The organism is Streptomyces sp. NPDC058308 (assembly GCF_042880275.1).
In the GTDB taxonomy this organism is placed as follows: domain Bacteria; phylum Actinomycetota; class Actinomycetes; order Streptomycetales; family Streptomycetaceae; genus Streptomyces.
Window position 1 is genome coordinate 116467 of sequence record NZ_JBHVZA010000020.1, and the last position, 19658, is coordinate 136124.

The window sequence follows — 19658 nt, forward strand, 5'->3', positions numbered from 1 at the left end:
GCCCGGCAGCCGAGCCCCACCCTCTGGCCGAAGTCCTGCCCCGGGTCGGAAACAGATACTCCCCATATGAAGCCATCCATGTCAGGTGACCAGGGGATCGGCGGGGCCCACGACACCGCCATCGCAGTGATCGGGGTCTCCTGTCGGGTCCCCTCGGCGTCGACCCCGGCCGAGTTCTGGCGCCTGCTGTCGGAGGGGACCGACGCGGTCTCGCCGTGGCCGTCGGAGCGCGGCGCGGGCAGCCGGTCCTGGCGTGGTGGCTTCCTCGACGAGGTCGCCGCCTTCGACGCCGCCTTCTTCGGCGTGACGCCCGAAGAGGCCGCCGCGATGGACCCGCAGCAGCGGCTCGCCCTGGAGCTGGTCTGGGAGGCGATGGAGGACGCCGGCGTCCGCGACGACCGGCTGCACGGCTCCCGCACCGGAGTCTTCGTGGGTGTCTCCTCCGACGACTACGCCACCCTCGCCGCCCGCGACACCGGGCCGGGCCGCGGCGAGCTGCACGACTTCACGGGCCGGCACCGCGCCATCGTCGCCAACCGCGTCTCCTGGACCCTCGGCCTGCGGGGCCCCAGCCTCGCCGTCGACGCGGCGCAGGCCTCGTCGCTCGTCGCCGTCCACCTGGCCTGCGAGAGCCTGCGCAGCGGCGACTCCGACCTCGCCTTCGCCGGTGGCGTCAGCCTGATCCTCTCGCCGGAGAGCATGCGGGCCACGGCCGGCCTCGGCGCGCTGTCCGCCAAGGGGCGCTGCGCCGCCTTCGACGAGAGCGCCGACGGGTTCGTACGCGGTGAGGGCGGGGGAGTGGTCCTGCTCAAGCCGCTCGCGCGGGCGATCGCCGACGGCGACCCGGTCTACTGCGTCATCCAGGGCAGCGCCGTGAACAACGACGGCGGCGGCGAGCGGCTCACCGACCCCGACGTCGACGGCCAGCGCGACGTCCTGCGCCGCGCCTACGCGGACGCCGGGGTCGGCCCCGAAGCCGTCCAGTACGTCGAACTCCACGGCACCGGCACCCCGGTGGGCGACCCGGTGGAGGCCGCCGCGGTCTCCGACGTCATCGCCCGCGGCGCAGCGGACCGCGCCCCGCTGCGGGTGGGCTCGGTGAAGACGAACATCGGCCACCTGGAGGCCGCCGCAGGCATCGTCGGCCTGGTCAAGACCGCGCTGTCCCTGCGCCACCGCCGAATCCCGGCCAGCCTGCACTTCACCACCCCCAACCCGGCGATCCCGCTGACCGAGCTGAACCTCCGGGTGCAGACCGAGCCGACCGCCTGGCCCGCGCCCGACGCACCGCTCGTCGCGGGCGTCAGCTCCTTCGGCGTCGGCGGCACCAACTGCCACGTCGTCCTCGCCGAAGGCCCGTACACCGGACACCACCCCGACCTCCCGGCCGGGCGCCCCACGACCACCCGCCCCCTGCCGTGGGTGCTCTCCGCCCGCACCGGCCGCGCCCTGGACGCGCAGGCCGCCCGGCTGCTCAGTCACATCGAGGCGCAGCCGGACGCCGACCACGCGGCCGTAGCACGGTCGTTGGCAGTCGGCCGCTCCGCCTTCGAGCACCGTGCCGTGGTCATCGGCAAGGACCGGGACGAACTCACCGCGAGCCTCGCCCGCCTGCACGACGAAGCGGTCAACGGCGTGGCCACGGAAGGCCGTACGGCCTTCCTGTTCTCCGGCGTCGGGTCCCACCGCGTCGGCATGGGCCGCGAACTGTACGAGACGTACCCGGTGTTCGCCGAGGCCCTCGACGAGGTGCTCGACCACTTCGTGCCCGGCCTCGACCTGCGCGCCGTCCTCCTCGGTGACCTCGACGACGAGGCCGCGGCCGAAGCCCTCGACGGCATGCGCTACATGCAGCCCGCCCTGTTCGCCTTCCAGGTGGCCCTCCACCGCCTGGTCACCTCCTGGGGCGTCGAGCCCGATCTGCTCGTCGGCCACTCGTTCGGCGAGATCGTCGCCGCCCATGTGTCCGGGGCGCTGCCCCTGGCCCACGCGGCCGCCCTCGTGGCCGCGCGCGGCGAGCTGATGGAGCAACTGCCGCCCGGCGGCGCCATGATCGCGGTCGAGGCGGCCGAGGAGGAGCTGCTCGCGGCGCTCGACGGCGTCGACGACGTCTCGGTCGGTGTCGTCAACGGCCCGCAGGCCGTCGTGATCTCCGGCGCCGACGAGGCCGTCACCCGTATCGCGGACGAATTCCGTGCCCGCGGCCACCGCACGAACCGGCTCCGGGTCCAGAACGCCGCCCACTCGCCGCTGATGGCCCCCATGCTCGACGAGTTCGCCCGCAGGATCCGCGGCCTCGCCGTCTCCGAACCCGGCATCCCCATCGTCTCCACCGTCACCGGGCGGACCGGCGCCGACCTGACCGAGGAGTACTGGGTCGGCCACCTCAGCGCCACCGTCCGCTTCCACGACGCGATCGCCGCCTGCCGCGAACAGGGCGTGACCCGGTTCGTCGAACTCGGCCCGGGCAGCGTGCTGACTCCGCTCGTGCCGACCACCGAGACGGACCTCGCGGTCGCGCTGCAGCACCGCGACCGCCCCGAGCCGGAGGCGCTGCTCGCCGGTCTCGCCGAGGCATGGACCACCGGGGTCCCCGTCGACTGGGAAGAGGCGATCGGCGAGGCCCGCACCGTCGACCTGCCCACCTACGCCTTCCAGCGCAGCCGCTACTGGCTCGACGAACGCCCGGCCGCCCCCGAGGCCGAGCAGCACCTGAGCTCCGCGACCCTCGCCCTGCGCGACCGCATCCGCAGCGAACCGGACGGATTCCTCGTCCGCTGGCTCGCCGACCACATGGCGGAGACCACCGGCACCACCGCCGTCGACCCCGACGCGACCTTCCGCGACCTGGGCCTGGACTCCGTTCTCTCGGTGCGTCTGCGCAACCGTCTCGTCTCCGCCACCGGCCTGCGGATGCCCGCGAGCATCCTCTTCGACTACCCGACGCTGAGCGCCCTCGCCGCGCATCTGCACGCCCAGATCCTCGGCGTCCTGGAGGCCGCGGACGACACCCCGGCCGCCGCCCCCGCGACGTCCGCCACCGACGACGACCCCATCGCCATCGTCGGCATGGCCTGCCACCTGCCCGGCGGGATCGACTCGCCGCAGGAGCTGTGGCAGGCGCTCGTCGACGGCGTGGACGCCACCTCCGACTTTCCCACCGACCGCGGCTGGGACCTGGCGAGCCTGTACGACCCGGACCCCGACCACCCCGGCACGACCTACGCGCGCCGCGGCGGATTCCTGGCCGGGGCCGGTGACTTCGACGCGGAGTTCTTCGGGATCAGTCCGCGCGAGGCGGCGGCGATGGACCCGCAGCAGCGGCTGCTCCTGGAGACCGCGTGGGAGGCCCTGGAGCGCGGCGGCGTCGACCCGGCCTCGCTGCGCGGCACCAGGACCGGCGTGTTCGTCGGCGCCACGAACATGGAGTACGGGCCACACCTGGACGCCCCCGTCGACGGCACCGAGGGCTTCCGGCTCACCGGCAACACCTCCAGTGTGGCGTCGGGCCGCATCTCGTACCAACTGGGCCTGGAAGGCCCGGCGATGACGGTCGACACGGCCTGCTCGTCCTCGCTGGTCGCCCTCCACCTCGCGGTGCAGGCGCTGCGCAACGGCGAGTGCTCGCTCGCCCTCGCCGGCGGTGTGACGGTGCTGTCCACCCCCGGCATGTTCGTCGAGTTCTCCCGCCAGCGCGGCCTCGCCGCCGACGGCCGCTGCAAGCCGTTCTCCGACGACGCGGACGGCACGGGCTGGGCCGAGGGCGTCGGCATGATCGTGGTCGAGCGGCTCTCCGAGGCGCAGAGGCGCGGCCACCCGGTGCTTGCGGTGGTACGGGGTTCCGCGGTGAACCAGGACGGTGGCAGTAATGGTCTGACGGCGCCGAATGGTCCTTCGCAGCAGCGGGTGATCCGGGATGCGCTGGCCAGTGCGCGGCTGTCGTCGGCGGACGTCGACGTGGTCGAGGCGCACGGTACGGGTACGTCGTTGGGCGACCCGATCGAGGCGCAGGCGCTCCTTGCCACGTACGGGCAGGGGCGGGATGAGGACCGGCCGTTGTGGCTGGGTTCGGTGAAGTCCAACATCGGTCACACGCAGGCCGCCGCGGGCGTCGCCGGTGTCATCAAGATGGTGCAGGCGATGCGGCACGGCGTCATGCCGCGCTCGCTGAACGTCTCCACGCCGTCGCGCCACGTCGACTGGGAGTCCGGCGCCGTCAGCGTCCTGACCGAGCAGCAGGAGTGGTCGGAGCTCGCGCGGCCGCGCCGTTCGGCGGTGTCGTCCTTCGGCATCAGCGGGACGAACGCGCACGTGATCCTGGAGGCGGCACCCGAGGCCGAGGCTGCGGCGCCTGATGTGCTTGAGGTGCCGAACGCGCCTGCCGTGGTGGATGCGCCGGTGGTTCCGTGGGTGTTGTCGGCGCGCAGTGAGGCGGCCCTTGCGGAGCAGGCGGGGCGGTTGCTGGCGAGGGTCGGGGAGGACTCCGAGCTGGACCGCCGGGACGTCGGGTTCACGCTGGCTTCCGGGCGGGCGGTGCTGGAGCATCGGGCGGTCGTGCTCGGCGGTGATGTCGATGAACTGACGTCTGAGCTGGCCGAGTTGGCGGCCGGACGCGCCGCTTCGGGCGTGGTCGAGGGGCGTGCGGTGCCCTCTGCTGGTGTGGTGTTCGTGTTCCCGGGTCAGGGTTCGCAGTGGGTCGGGATGGCGCGGGAGTTGCTGGAGTTTTCGCCGGTGTTCGCGTCGCGGATGGGTGAGTGTGCGGCGGCTCTTGAGTCGTATGTGGATGGCTGGTCGTTGCTGGACGTGGTGCGTGACGGGGACGAGGAGGCGCTGCGTCGGGTCGATGTGGTGCAGCCGGTCCTGTTCGCGGTGATGGTGTCGCTGGCGGAGTTGTGGCGGTCGCTGGGTGTGAAGCCTGCTGCGGTCGTCGGGCATTCGCAGGGGGAGATCGCGGCGGCGTGTGTGGCCGGGGCGCTGTCTCTGGATGATGCGGCGCGGGTGGTGGCGCTTCGCAGCCGGGCGATCCTGAGGCTGTCGGGGCGCGGTGGCATGGTGTCCGTGCTTGCGCCTGAGGCGCAGGTGGTGGGGCGGCTGACGGACGGGTTGCAGATCGCGGTCGTCAATGGCCCGGAGCAGGTCGTCGTCTCGGGCGCGCCGGACGAGCTGGACGCGCTGGTCGCCGGGTGTGAGGCCGATGGGGTTCAGGCCCGGCGGATCGCGGTGGATTACGCCTCGCATTCGCCGCAGGTCGAGGATCTCAAGGCCGAGCTGCTCGACGTACTGGCGGAGATCAAGCCGCGCACGGGTCAAGTGCCCCTGTATTCAACGGTGTCGGGTGACGTGATCGACACCTCTGTGATGGATGCGGAGTACTGGTTCACCAACCTGCGGCAGACTGTGCGCTTCGACGCCGCCCTGGATGCGTTGCTGGCGGCGGGGCATCAGGTCTTCGTCGAGTCCAGCCCGCACCCGGTGCTCGTGGGCGCGGTGACCCAGGCCGCCGAAGGCGTGGGCACGGCCGGTGTGACGGCGGTGGGCACCCTGCGCCGCCGTGAGGGCGAGCGGGCCCGTTTGCTGCACAGTCTCGCCGAGGTGTTCGTCGCCGGGGTCGATGTCGACTGGTCGTCGTGGGTGTGCGGTGGGCGGCTCGTGGAGCTGCCGACGTATGCCTTCCAGCGGCGGCGTCACTGGCTGCCTGCGGGCCGTTCGGCGGTGGACGCGGCCGGGCTCGGCCTGCACGCGTCGGGACATCCGCTGCTCGGTGCGGCCGTACGCCTGGCGCCGCAGGAGGGCCTCGTCCTCACCGGTCAGCTGTCGACGCACACGTACCCCTGGCTGGAGGACCACGCCGTCTACGGCACGGTCATCCTCCCCGGTACCGCCTTCGTCGAGCTGGCGCTGCACGCCGGTGGCGAGGTCGGCTGCGAGGTGCTGGAGGAGCTGACGCTGGAGCGGCCGCTCGTGCTGTCGCCCGACGTGTCGGTGGCGGTACAGGTGTCGGTGGAGGGGCCGGACGGCTCCGGGCGCCGGGCGGTCTCCGTGCACTCGCGGGTCCAGGACGCCGATGCCGATGTCGGTGTCGGTGTCGGTGCTGGGGCGGAGTGGGTCCGGCACGCCGTCGGTGTGCTGGCCGACGCCGGGCCCGTGGCCGCCGAGGAGCGCCTTGAGGGCGCGTGGCCGCCCGTCGGTGCCGAGCGCGTGGATGTCGCGGAGGCGTACGAGCTGCTGGCGGGGGTGGGATACGGGTACGGGCCCGTGTTCCGGGGCCTCCGCGCGGCGTGGCGGGCGGGCGACGAGATGTTCGCCGAGGTCCAATTGCCGACCGATGTTGATGAGTTCGGCGTGCACCCGGCTCTGCTCGACGCCGCGCTGCATCCGCTGCTCAACGGCGAACTGTGGGTGCCGTTCTCCTGGAACGGCGTGCGGCTGCACTCGGTGGGCGCGTCGGCGCTGCGGGTGCGGTTGACGCGGGGCGGCGACGGTGCCGTGCGGCTCGCGGCGTTCGACGGCGCCGGGCTGCCCGTGGTGACGGTGGACGAGCTGCGGCTGCAGCGGATGTCGCAGGAGCAGCTCGGTTCGGCCGTGACCGGCGGGGACCCGCTGTTCGAGGTGCGGTGGACGGATGTGCCGGTACCGGGCGGGTCCGGTGGCTTCGGCGGTTCCGGCGGTGTGCCGTCGGAGGTCGTGGTCGAGCGCGTCGAGCCGGGTGGTGACGCCCGTACCCGGGTGGTCGAGGTTCTTGAGCTGGTGCAGGGGTTCCTGGCCGAGTCGGCGGACCGCGAGGAGGCGCGTCTCGCGGTGGTCACGCGGGGCGGCCTGACGGGTACGCCGGACCCCGCGACGGCCGCGGTGTGGGGGCTGCTGCGTTCGGTGCAGGCCGAGCATCCGGGGCGCGTCGTGGCCGTCGACGTGTCTGTCGATGAGGACGACGAGGCGGCTATCGAGTCGGCCGTCGTGTCGGCGCTGGCTTCGGGTGAGCCACAAGTGGCTTACGGGGACGGAAAGTTGAGCGCGCCCCGGCTGGTGACGCACACCCCGGACGCACCGGCTGCCGTGAACTGGCGGCCGGACGGGACGGTCCTGATCACGGGTGCCGGTGGTGCCCTGGGGCAGTTGGTGGCCCGGCACCTGGTGGCCGAGTACGGCGTGCGGCATTTGCTGTTGGTGAGCCGTCGGGGCGGTGCGGGTTCGGAAGAGCTGGTCGCGGAGCTGACGGGGGCCGGGGCGTCGGTGGTCTTCGCGGCCTGTGACGTCGCCGACCGGGACGCACTCGCGGAGGCACTGGCGGGCATCCCCGTCGAGCACCCGCTGACCGCCGTCATCCACGCCGCGGGTGTGCTCGACGACGGTGTGGTGACGGCGCTGACGCGCGAGCGGGTCGACACGGTGATGCGCCCGAAGGTCGACGGTGCCCGGCTCCTGGACGAGTTGACGCGCGACGCCGACCTGGCCGCCTTCGTCCTGTTCTCGTCCGCCGCCGGGGTGATGGGCACAGCCGGACAGGGCAATTACGCCGCCGCCAACGCCTACCTCGACGCCCTGGCCCAGTCGCGCCGGGCGGAGGGGCTCGCGGCCACGTCGCTGGCGTGGGGTCTGTGGACCAGTGACAGCGCGATGACCGCGCACCTGGACGACGCCGACCTCGCCCGTCTCTCGCGCAGCGGCCTGGGGACGATGACGACGGCCCAGGGCCTCGCGTTGTTCGACGCGGCCCTCGCGGCCGACCGGGCGACCATCGTCCCGGCCCGCTTCGACCTGCCCGCGCTGCGCCGGCAGGCGGCGCGGGACAGCCTGCCTGCCGTGTTCAAGTCCCTGGTCCGCGCGCCCGCACGCCGCGCGGCGGCGCCCACGGCGGAGGAAGCCTCCTCGTGGTCCGGCCGGATGGCAGCTCTGGATGCGGCAGAACGTACGGCCGCGCTGCTCGAACTGGTCGGCGCCCAGGTCTCCTTGGTGCTCGGCCACGGTGCGTCCTCGTCGGTCGACGCGGACCGTGCCTTCCGCGATCTGGGCTTCGACTCGCTGACGGGCCTTGAACTGCGGCAGCGGCTGCAGGCGGCGACCGGTCTGCGGCTGCCCTCGACGCTGGTCTTCGACTACCCGACGTCGAGCGCCCTCGCCGCCTACCTGGCAGAGCAGGTCCAGGGCACCGACGCCGCCCCGGCCGCTCCCGCGCAGGTCAGGGCCGCGACGGCCGCCGACGACGACCCGATCGTCATCGTCGGCATGGCTTGCCGGCTGCCCGACGGGATCGACTCGCCCCAGGCGCTGTGGCAGGCGACTCTGGACGGCGTCGACGCGATCACCGAGTTCCCGGAGGACCGCGGCTGGGACCTGGCGAACCTGTACGACCCCGACCCGAGCCACGTCGGCACGAGCTACTCCCGGCGCGGCGGATTCCTCGTCGGCGCAGGTGACTTCGACGCGGAGTTCTTCGGGATCAGTCCGCGCGAGGCGGCGGCGATGGACCCGCAGCAGCGGCTGCTCCTGGAGACCGCGTGGGAGGCCCTGGAGCGGAGCGGCGTCGACCCGACCTCGCTGCGCGGCAGCAGGACCGGCGTCTTCACCGGACTGATGTACCACGACTACGGGTCCTGGCTCGGCGAGGCGCCCGAGGATGTCGAGGGCCTGATGATCACCGGCAACAGCGGTGGCGTCGCGTCGGGCCGCATCTCGTACCAGCTGGGCCTGGAGGGCCCGGCGATGACGGTCGACACGGCCTGCTCGTCGTCACTGGTGGCGCTCCATCTGGCGGCGCAGGCACTGCGCAACGGCGAGTGCACCCTGGCGCTCGCGGGTGGTGTGACGGTGATGTCGACGCCGACGACGTTCGTGGAGTTCTCGCGCCAGCGAGGAATGTCGGTGGACGGCCGCTGCAAGGCGTTCTCCGATGACGCGGACGGCGCGGGCTGGTCGGAAGGTGTCGGCCTGCTGGTGGTCGAGCGCCTGTCGGACGCGCGGCGCAACGGCCACCAGGTGCTTGCGGTCGTGCGGGGTTCCGCGGTGAACCAGGACGGTGGCAGTAATGGTCTGACGGCGCCGAATGGTCCTTCGCAGCAGCGGGTGATCCGGGATGCGCTGGCCAGTGCGCGGTTGTCGTCGGCGGATGTCGACGTGGTGGAGGCGCACGGTACGGGTACGTCGTTGGGCGACCCGATCGAGGCGCAGGCGCTGCTTGCCACGTACGGGCAGGGGCGGGATGAGGACCGGCCGTTGTGGCTGGGTTCGGTGAAGTCCAACATCGGTCACGCACAGGCGGCGGCGGGTGTCGCGGGGATCATCAAGATGGTGCAGGCGATGCGGTACGGCGTCATGCCGCGCACCCTGCACGCCGACACCCCCTCCCACCACGTCGACTGGACGTCGGGCCAGGTCAGACTCCTGACAGAAAACCAGCCGTGGCCGGAGAACGAGCGGCCCCGTAGGTCCGGTGTGTCGTCCTTCGGCATCGGCGGCACGAACGCGCACGTGATCCTGGAGGCGGCGCCCGAGGCCGAGGCCGTGGCGCCCGATGTGCTTGAGGTGCCGGATGCGCCTGCCGTGGTGGATGCGCCGGTGGTTCCGTGGGTGTTGTCGGCGCGCAGTGAGGCGGCCCTTGCGGAGCAGGCGGGGCGGTTGCTGGCGAGGGTCGGCGAGGGTGCCGATCTGGACCCCCGCGATATCGGGTTCACGCTGGCTTCCGGGCGGGCGGTGCTGGAACACCGGGCGGTTGTTCTTGGGGGCAGCGGCGCGGAACTGGCAGGCGCGGTAGGGGAGTTGGCCGCCGGGCGGGACGCGACGGATGTCGTTGCGGGGCGTGCTGTCTCCTCCGCTGGTGTGGTGTTCGTGTTCCCGGGTCAGGGTTCGCAGTGGGTGGGCATGGCGCGTGAACTCCTGGAGTTCTCGCCGGTGTTCGCGTCGCGGATGGGTGAGTGTGCGGCGGCTCTTGAGTCGTCTGTGGATGGCTGGTCGTTGCTGGATGTGGTGCGTGACGGGGACGAGGAGGTGCTGCGTCGCGTTGATGTGGTGCAGCCGGTTCTGTTCGCGGTGATGGTGTCGTTGGCGGAGTTGTGGCGGTCGCTGGGCGTGAAGCCCGCTGCGGTCGTCGGTCACTCCCAGGGGGAGATCGCGGCGGCGTGTGTGGCCGGGGCGCTGTCCCTCGACGACGCGGCGCGGGTGGTGGCGCTTCGCAGCCGCGCGATCCTGAAGCTGTCGGGGCGCGGTGGCATGGTGTCCGTGCTTGCGCCTGAGGCGCAGGTGGTGGGGCGGTTGACGGACGGGCTGCAGATCGCGGTCGTCAATGGCCCGGAGCAGGTCGTCGTCTCCGGTGCGCCGGACGAGCTGGACGCGCTGATCGCCGGGTGTGAGGCCGATGGGGTCCAGGCCCGGCGGATCGCGGTGGATTACGCCTCGCACTCGCCGCAGGTCGAGGACCTCAAGGCCGAACTCCTCGACGTACTGGCGGAGATCAAGCCCCGCAGCGGCCAGGTCCCGCTGTATTCGACGGTGACAGGGGACCTGATCGACACCTCCGTGATGGACGCGGAGTACTGGTTCACCAACCTGCGCCAGACCGTCCGCTTCGACGCCGCCCTGCACAAGCTCCTGGAGGCCGGGCACCGCGTCTTCGTCGAGTCCAGCCCGCACCCCGTCCTCGTCGGCGCGGTGACCCAGGCCGCCGAAGGCGTGGGCACGGGCGGTGTGACGGCGGTGGGCACCCTGCGCCGCCGTGAGGGCGAGCGGGCCCGTTTGCTGCACAGTCTCGCCGAGGTGTTCGTCGCCGGTGTCGATGTGGACTGGTCGTCGTGGGTGAGCGGTGGGCGGCTCGTGGAGCTGCCCACGTATGCCTTCCAGCGGCGGCGTCACTGGCTGCCTGCGGGCCGTTCGGCGGTGGACGCGGCCGGGCTCGGCCTGCACCCGGCCGGGCACCCGCTGCTCGGCGCGGCCGTACGTCTCGCCGGTGGCGACGACGTCGTGCTCACCGGCCGCATATCCCGCGCCATCCACCCGTGGCTGGAGGACCACGCTGTCTTCGGCACGGTCCTGCTTCCCGGCACCGCCTTCGTCGAGATGGCGCTCCGGGCGGGCGACGAGGTCGGCTGCGAGATGCTGGAGGAGCTGACGCTGGAGCGGCCGCTCGTGCTGTCGCCCGATGCGTCGGTGGCCGTGCAGGTGACGGTGGGGGCTCCGGATGAGACCGGGCGCCGGTCGGTCACCGTGCACTCGCACGCTCAGGACGGCGACGCCGGAGCGGGTGTCGGCGCCGGGGTGGAGTGGGTCCGGCACGCCGTCGGCGTGCTGGCCGAGACCGCTCCCGCCGGGGTCGGGGCCGAGGAGCGCCTGGACGGGGCCTGGCCGCCCGCCGGTGGTCAGCGGGTGGATGCCTCCGACGCGTACGAGCTGCTCGCCGGTCTCGGGTACGGGTACGGGCCCGCCTTCCGCGGCCTGCGCGCGCTGTGGCGGGTGGGCGACGAGATGTTCGCCGAGGTCCAACTGGCCCTTGAAACTGACACTTTCGGGGTGCACCCGGCCCTCCTCGACGCTGCACTGCATCCGCTGCCGTCGGGTGACATGAAGGTGCCGTTCTCCTGGAACGGCGTGCGGCTGCACTCGGTGGGCGCGTCCGTCGTGCGGGTGCACCTGTCGCCGCGCGGTGACGGGGCCGTACGCGTGGCGGTGTTCGACGGTGCCGGGCAGCCGGTGGTGACCGTCGACGAGCTGCGGTTGCAGTCGATGTCGCAGGAGCAGCTCGGGTCCGCAGTGGCCGCCGACCCGTTGTTCGAGGTGCGGTGGTCGGACGTGCCGGTGCCGGACGGCTCCGACGGCGTGCCGTCGGGGGTCGTGATCGAGCGTGTCGAGCCGGGCGGGGACGTCCGTACGGCGGTCGCCGAGGTCCTTGCGTCGGTGCAGCGCTTCCTCGCGGAGGCGGCGGACGCGGGGGACGCGGAGGCAGTTGACGAGGAGACGGCAGGCGAGGCGTCGGGGAGTGGTGAGGCGCGGCTCGTCGTCGTCACCCGCGGCGCCGTCACGGCGGAGCCCGATCCCGCCACCGCGGCCGTCTGGGGCCTGCTGCGTTCCGCGCAGGCCGAGCATCCCGGACGCATCGTGGCCGTCGACACGGACGCGGACACGGACGCGGACGTGGACGCGGACCCGGATCAGGCCGTGGCGCTCGCCCTGGCTTCCGGTGAGCCCCAAGTGGCGCTGCGGAACGGCAAGTTGCTCGTACCGCGCCTGGCCGCCGTGGCCGCGGACACGGCCCCCGCTCCGGACTGGAAGCCCGACGGGACGGTCCTGATCACGGGTGCCGGTGGCGCCCTGGGGCAGTTGGTGGCCCGGCACTTGGTGGCCGAGTACGGCGTGCGGCATCTGCTGTTGGTGAGCCGTCGGGGCGATGTGGGCTCGGAGGGGCTGGTCGCCGAGCTGACGGAGGCCGGGGCGTCGGTGGCCTTCGCGGCCTGTGACGTCGCCGACCGGGACGCACTCGCGCTGGCGCTGGCGGGCATCCCCGCCGAGCATCCGCTGACCGCCGTCATCCACGCCGCCGGCGTCCTCGACGACGGCGTCCTGACCGCGCTGACCCCCGATCGTCTCCACACGGTGATGCGCCCGAAGGTCGACGGCGCCCGGCACCTGGACGAGTTGACGCGCGACGCCGACCTGGCCGCCTTCGTCCTGTTCTCGTCCGCCGCCGGGGTGATGGGCACGGCCGGGCAGGGCAACTACGCCGCCGCCAACGCCTACTTGGACGCGCTGGCGCACGCGCGCCGGGCCGAAGGGCTTGCCGCCACGTCGCTGGCGTGGGGTCTGTGGACCAGCGACAGCGCGATGACCGCGCACCTGGACGACGCCGACCTCGCCCGGCTGACCCGGGGCGGGCTCGCCCCCATGTCGGCCGAGCAGGGCCTCGCCCTCTTCGACGCCGCACTCGCCGCCGACCGCGCGACCCTCTTCCCGGCCCGTCTGGACCTGCCCGCGCTGCGCAACCAGGCGGCGCGGAACAGCCTGCCCGCCGTCTTCAAGTCCCTGGTCCGCGCGCCCGCACGCCGTGCCGCGGCTGCCGTCGGGGCCGCCCGGTCCTCGTCGTGGAGCGCCGACATGGCGGCTCTGGGCGATACGGAACGTACGGCCGCCCTGCTCGAACTGGTCGGCACCCAGGTCTCCTTGGTCCTCGGCCACGGTTCGGCCGCCTCGGTGGACGCGGACCGTGCCTTCCGCGATCTGGGCTTCGACTCGCTGACGGGCCTTGAGCTGCGGCAGCGGCTGCAGGCGGCGACCGGTCTGCGGCTGCCCTCGACGCTGGTCTTCGACTACCCGACGTCGAGCGCCCTCGTCGGCTACCTGAAGGAGCAGATCCAGGGCGCCGACGCCGCCCCGGCCGCTCCCGCGCAGGTCAAGGCCACGACGGCCACCGACGACGACCCGATCGTCATCGTCGGCATGGCCTGCCGCTACCCGGGCGGCATCCGGTCGCCGCAGGAGCTGTGGCAGGCGACCCTGGACGGCGTCGACGCGATCACCGAGTTCCCCGCCGACCGCGGATGGGACATCGCGGACCTCTACGACCCGGACCCCGACCGGGCGGGCAAGACGTACACGCGACGCGGTGGATTCCTGCACGACGCCGCGGTGTTCGAGCCCGAGTTCTTCGGTATCAGCCCGCGTGAGGCGGTCGCCATGGACCCACAGCAGCGGCTGCTCCTGGAGACCGCGTGGGAGGCCCTGGAGCGCGGCGGCGTCGACCCGACCTCGCTGCGCGGCAGCAGGACCGGCGTCTTCACCGGGCTCATGCCCGCGGAGTACGGACCGCCGCTGCACGAGCCGATCGAGGGCATGGACGGCTTCCGCATGCTCGGCAGCTCGTCGAGCGTGGCGTCCGGCCGCATCTCGTACCAACTGGGCCTGGAAGGCCCGGCGATGACGATCGACACGGCCTGCTCGTCCTCGCTGGTCGCCCTCCACCTCGCGGCCCAGGCGCTGCGCAACGGCGAGTGCACCCTGGCGCTCGCGGGTGGTGTCACGGTGATGTCGACGCCGACGACGTTCGTGGAGTTCTCGCGCCAGCGGGCCATGTCCGTCGACGGCCGCTGCAAGGCGTTCTCCGACGACGCGGACGGCGCGGGCTGGTCGGAGGGCGTCGGCCTGCTGGTGGTCGAGCGGCTCTCCGACGCGCGGCGCAACGGCCATCAGGTCCTCGCGGTCGTACGCGGCTCCGCGGTGAACCAGGACGGCGGCAGTAACGGCATGACCGCGCCGAACGGGCCCTCGCAGCAGCGGGTCATCCGTGACGCCCTGGCCAGTGCGCGGCTGACGCCGGCGGATGTCGACGTCGTCGAGGCGCACGGCACGGGCACCTCGTTGGGCGACCCGATCGAGGCGCAGGCGCTCCTTGCCACGTACGGCCAAGGCCGCGACGAGGAGCGGCCGTTGTGGCTCGGCTCCATCAAGTCCAACATCGGGCACAGCCAGGCGGCGGCGGGCGTCGCGGGCATCATCAAGATGGTCTACGCGATGCGCAACGGCGTCATGCCGCGCACCCTGCACGCCGACACCCCCTCCCACCACGTCGACTGGGACTCCGGCGCCGTCAGCCTGCTGACCTCGCACCGCGAGTGGCCGGAGCTCGCCCGGCCGCGCCGTTCGGCGGTGTCGTCCTTCGGCATCAGCGGCACGAACGCGCACGTGATCCTGGAGGCGCCGGCCGAGGACGACGCCCCGGCCCCGGACCCGGCCCCGCAAGCGCCGATGATCCCCTGGACCCTGTCGGCGAAGACTCCCGCGGGAGTGCTGCGGCAGGCCGGACGCCTGCTCGCGCGGATCACCGACGACCCCGCCACCGACCCGCGCGACATCGGCTACACCCTGGCCGCAGGCCGGGCGCTGATGGAGCACCGGGCCGTGGTCCTGGGCACCGGACGCGAGGAGCTCACCGAGGCGCTGACCGCCCTCGCGCACGGCGAGGACGCCCCGGCCGTCGTGACCGGAGCCGTCCCCGCCGCCGGCGCGGGCGGGCTCGCCTTCGTCTTCTCCGGCCAGGGCTCGCAGCGGCCCGGCATGGGCCGTGGGCTGTACGAGCGGTACCCGGTCTTCGCCGAGGCGTTCGACGCCGTGTGCGCGGCGGTGGACGCCCACCTCGAAGGGCACGCCGAACACCCGCTGCGGGAGGTCGCGTTCGCGCCCGAGGACTCGCCGCTCGCCCCGCTCCTGCAGCAGAGCATGTACACCCAGACCGGACTCTTCGCGCTGGAGGTCGCGCTCCTCGAACTGCTCAAGACCTGGGGGGTCACCCCTGGCCACGTCATGGGCCACTCCCTGGGCGAGATCACCGCCGCGTACGCGGCGGGCGTGCTGTCGCTGGCCGACGCGTGCGCCCTCGTGGCGGCGCGCGGCCGCCTGATGCAGGCGCTGCCGGAGGGCGGCGCGATGGTGGCGGTCGCCGTCACCGAGCAGGAGGCCCTGGCCCACATCGAGGAGGCGTCCCTCACGGACGCCGTCGGTATCGCCGCGGTCAACGGGCCCCGCTCCGTGGTCGTCTCGGGCGACGAGGCCGTCGCGGTCGCCGTCGCCGAGCACTTCAAGGCGGCCGGTCACCGGGTGCGCCGCCTCGCCGTGTCGCACGCGTTCCACTCGCACCGCATGGACGCGATGCTCGACGAGTTCGCCGAGGTGCTCGCCGGTCTGACGTTCCGGGAACCGCGGATCCCCATGGTCTCCAACGTCACCGGCGGTCCGGTCGACGCCGAGCGCCTGTGCACCCCGCGGTACTGGGTGGAGCACGTCCGCGGCGCCGTCCGTTTCGCCGACGGCGTGCGGAGCCTGGCCGACCAGGGGGTCACCGCCTACCTGGAGGTCGGACCCGAGGCCGTGGTGACCCCCATGGTGGAGGCCACCCTCGACGAGGCCCTCGATGAGGGCGCGTACGTCGCCGTGGCGACGCTCAAGTCGGGGCGCGCGGACGCCTTCGCCCTCACCCGGGCGCTCGCCGAGACGTTCGTGACCGGCACGCCGGTACGGTGGGAGAACCTGCTGCCCGGCGCGGTCCGCACCGAACTGCCCGGTTACCCGTTCGCGGGCCGGCGCTACTGGCAGGACGCGTCCGAGTCGACGGCCGGCGTCCGGGCCGCGGGCCTGACCGCAACCCGTCACCCGCTGCTCGGCGCGGCCGTGCACCTGGCCGACGGCCAGGCGGTCCTCACCGGCCGGGTCCTGCCCGGCGCGCACCCCTGGCTCGCCGATCACGCGGTGGGCGGGACGGTCCTGCTGCCCGGCACCGCCTTCCTCGACCTGGCCCTGCACGCGGGCGACGAGGTGGGCTGCCCCCTCGTCGAGGAACTGACGCTCCAGACGCCCCTGGTCCTGTCGGCCGACGCCGCCGTGCACCTCCAGGTCGCCGTCGGCGCCCCGGACGGGACCGGCCGCAGGTCCGTCACCGTCCACTCCTCGTCCCCCGCGGCCGGCGGCGCCGAGCCGCTCGTCCTGCACGCGATGGGCACGCTGTCCACGGCGTCCCCGCACGCGGCGCAGGCGTGGGCCTGGCCGCCCGCCGACGCCGAGCCGGTACCGCTCGACGGCTTCTACGCCGGCCTGGCCGAGCGCGGCTACGGGTACGGCCCCGTGTTCCAGGGCCTCCGTACGGCCTGGCGCACGGCGGACGCGCTGTACGCGGAGGTCGAACTCCCCACACAGCCCGGCACGTTCGGCATCCACCCCGCGCTGCTCGACGCCGCCCTGCACGCCGTCACCCTCGGCGTGCCGTCCCTCTCCGGCGCGGACGGCACGCAGCCACTGCTGCCGTTCTCCTGGACGGGCGTGACGATGGAGGCGTCCGGCGCGGCCGCGGTACGGGTCAGGCTGACCGCCGCGGGGGACGGCGCCGTGTCCCTGGCGGCCGTCGACACCGCCGGGCAGCCCGTCGTCACCGTGGACGCACTGGTCCTGCGGCCGATGTCCGCGGCCGGGGCGGCCGTCGCGGCGCCGGACCAGGACGGTGGGCTCCACCTGCGCTGGCGTGCCGTTCCCGCGGACCAGGGGCATGCCCCCGAGGCCTCGGATGTCACCGTCGTCCACGTCGGACCCGGTGACGTACACGCCCGCCTGACCGAGGTGCTCCAGCACGTGCAGCGCTTCCTCGCGGAGTCGGCCGACAGTGCCGAGCGGCTCGCGGTGGTCACCCGGGGCGCCGTCATGGAGCGGCCCGACCCGGCCACTGCGGCCGTGTGGGGCCTGCTGCGGTCGGCGCAGGCCGAACATCCCGGGCGGCTCCTGATCGTCGACGTGGAGACCGGCGTGGCCGCCGACGCCGAATCCGGCGTGGTCGCCGCGGCCGCCGCCTGCGGTGAACCGCAAGTCGCCGTTCGCGACGGGCAGTTGTACGCGCCCCGCCTCGTCCGCACCGCCCCGGCCCTCCTGCCCGTGCCCGACGCACCCGAGTGGCGCCTCGGCACGGACGGGGACACCCTCGCCCTCGTTCCGGCGCCCGCCGTGCCGGTCGGCCCGCAGGAGGTCCGCGTCTCGATGCGGGCCGCCGGGGTGGGCCCTGACGGCCTGAGCGGCGGCGCCGGGGACATCGGTACCGCAGGCGCGGGTGTCGTGACGGAGGCCGGTACGGCGGTGACCGGCGTGGCCGTGGGCGACCGGGTCTGGGGCACCTTCCCCGACGGCGGCGCCCTGGGCCGTACGGCGGTCACGGGGGACAGCTCGGTCGCCCGTATGCCGCGGGCCCTGTCCTTCGCCGAGGCCGCGGCGGCGGTCACGGCCTTCCGCACCGCCCGGCACGCCCTGGCGGACGTGGCCGCACTGCGGGCGGGGGAGCGGGTGCTGATCCACGGGGGCGCCGGCGACGTCGGCCTCGCGGCGGTCCAGCTCGCCCGGCACCTCGGCGCCGAGGTGTTCACCACCGCGCCGCTCGACGCCCGGCAGGCCCTGCGTGACCTGGGCCTCGACGAGGCCCACCTCGCCGCACCGGAACCCGGCGACATCGCGAAGAAGGTGCCGACGGGCCTCGACGTCGTCCTCGACCCGCAGGGGAGCGCGGGCGCCGAGGCGTCGGCCGCCGTCCTGCTCGGGGACGGGGGCCGGTTCGTGGCCGCCCTCGCCCCCGCACCGCACGCGGCAGGAGCCGAACTCGCCGAGCTCACCGCCCTGTTCGACGCCGGTGTGCTGCGCCCGCTGCCGGTCACGGCCCACGACATACGGTCGGCGGCCGAGCCCCACCGCGGCCCGGGCGCGGACGCACCCACAAGGCCCACGGAGCACGCCACCGGCACGACGGTCCTCACCGTCCCGCGCCCGCTCGACCCGGCGGGCACGGTCCTCGTCACCGGCGCGAGCGGCACCCTGGGGCAGCTCGTCCTGCGGCGGCTCGTCGCCGAACACGGCGTACGCAGCCTGCTGTTGCTCAGCCGCAGCGGCGGCGAGGCGCCCCAGGACCTGCTGGACGACGGCGTACGGGTGGAGTCCGTGGCCTGCGACGTGGCCGACCGGGAGCAACTCGCCCGGGCCCTCGCCCGCATCCCCGGGGAGCACCCGCTGACCGCCGTGGTGCACACGGCGGGCGTGCTCGACGACGGGGTCCTCGAGGCCCTGACCCCGGAGCGGCTCGCGACCGTGCTGCGGCCGAAGGCGGACGCGGTGCGTGCGCTGCACGAGCTGACCGCCGACGCGGACCTGGCGGCCTTCGTGGTGTTCTCCTCGGTCGCCGGAGTCCTCGGCTCGGCGGGACAGGCGAACTACGCGGCGGCCAACGCCTACCTGGACGCGTTCGCCGCACAGCGGCACGCGGCCGGCCGCCCCGCCGTCTCCCTCGCCTGGGGCATGTGGACGCGGACCAGCACAATGACGGCGGGCCTCGGCGCCGCCGACCTCGGCAGGATCGCCCGTACGGGACTGCTGCCCACCTCCACGGAGGAAGGCCTCGCCGCCTTCGACCGGGCCCTGTCGGGCGCCCTGCCCACCCTCGTCCCGGTCCGCGTCGACACGGCCGCGCTGCGTGCCGCCGAGACCGTGCCCTCGCTCCTGCGGGAGCTGGTGCCGGTCGCGAACCGGCGGGCCGCGGCGGGCGTGTCCCCCGCCCCTGCCGAGTCCGTCGAGTCCACGGGGAGCAGGCTTCGGGGCCTTCCGCCCGAGCAGCGCGGCGCCCTCCTGCTCGACCTCGTCCTCAAGGACGTCGCCCTGGTGCTCGGGCACGACGACCCGCGCGGCATCTCCGCCGACGGGGCCTTCCGCGACCTGGGCTTCGACTCGCTGACCGCCGTCGAGCTCCGTAACAAGATCAACAGCCGTATCGGCGTGAAGCTGAGCGCCACCGCGGTGTTCGACCACCCGAGCCCGCGGGCCCTGGTGGACCACCTCCTCGGCCGGCTGGCCCCGGCTCCGGCACCCGCGCCGGCGCGGGGCTCCGAGGAGCCGAGCTACGAACGGGTCATGTCCGACCTCGCCAGGGTCGGGGACGACCTGGCCGCCCTCGATCTCACCGACGCCCAGCGCACCGCCCTCGCGGAGGCCTTCCGCGGCCTGGCGGACCCATGGACGGACGGTGAGCCCGTACCTCCGCGGACCGAGGAACCGGCACCGGCCGGACTCGAATCCGCGACCGCGGCGGAAGTCCTCGACTTCGTCACCAACAGCCTCGGCATCTCCATCTCCGGCGACGCCCTCGCCACCGACCAGAGCTGAGAGTGAGT

1 protein-coding gene is annotated in these 19658 nt (G+C 73.8%); it reads left to right on the forward strand.

From position 1 onward, the window contains the following. The first annotated feature begins 78 nt into the window (after positions 1–78). Positions 79–19650, forward strand: coding sequence for an SDR family NAD(P)-dependent oxidoreductase (locus ACFVYL_RS25860; RefSeq protein WP_389719854.1), 19572 nt, complete (start codon positions 79–81; stop codon positions 19648–19650). Positions 19651–19658: the final 8 nt, after the last annotated feature.

Excerpts from the sequence above, each read along its gene's own strand:
- ACFVYL_RS25860 (WP_389719854.1), top strand. The coding sequence starts at position 79 with ATGTCAGGTGACCAGGGGATCGGCGGGGCCCACGACACCGCCATCGCA.